We start from the raw sequence: 295 nt of genomic DNA on the forward strand, positions 1-295 counted from the left end.
GCCTCTCGGCCACCTCACCGTTTAATTCCCTGGTAAGGAATTATGGCGCGTCCTGGAGGATTCGAACCTCCGACCGCCTGGTTCGTAGCCAGGTACTCTATCCAGCTGAGCTAAGGACGCGCTATGCTTTCTTGCTAAAGAAAGTTTGTTTTAAAGCTGCTCCTAAGAGCAATTCTTCTTAGTAAAGAAGAATGCAAGAATGGCGGTGAGGGAGGGATTCGAACCCTCGATACGGCTACAAACCGTATACTCCCTTAGCAGGGGAGCGCCTTCAGCCTCTCGGCCACCTCACCGT

General features: G+C 52.2%; 2 tRNA genes. Both read right to left on the reverse strand.

The features are described 5' to 3' along the window. Positions 1–43: 43 nt before the first annotated feature. Positions 44–120, reverse strand: a tRNA-Arg gene (locus tag TW81_RS18655). Positions 121–200: 80 nt separating this feature from the next. Next, positions 201–293, reverse strand: a tRNA-Ser gene (locus TW81_RS18660). Positions 294–295: the final 2 nt, after the last annotated feature.

The organism is Vibrio galatheae, from assembly GCF_000967545.1.
GTDB lineage: Bacteria > Pseudomonadota > Gammaproteobacteria > Enterobacterales > Vibrionaceae > Vibrio > Vibrio galatheae.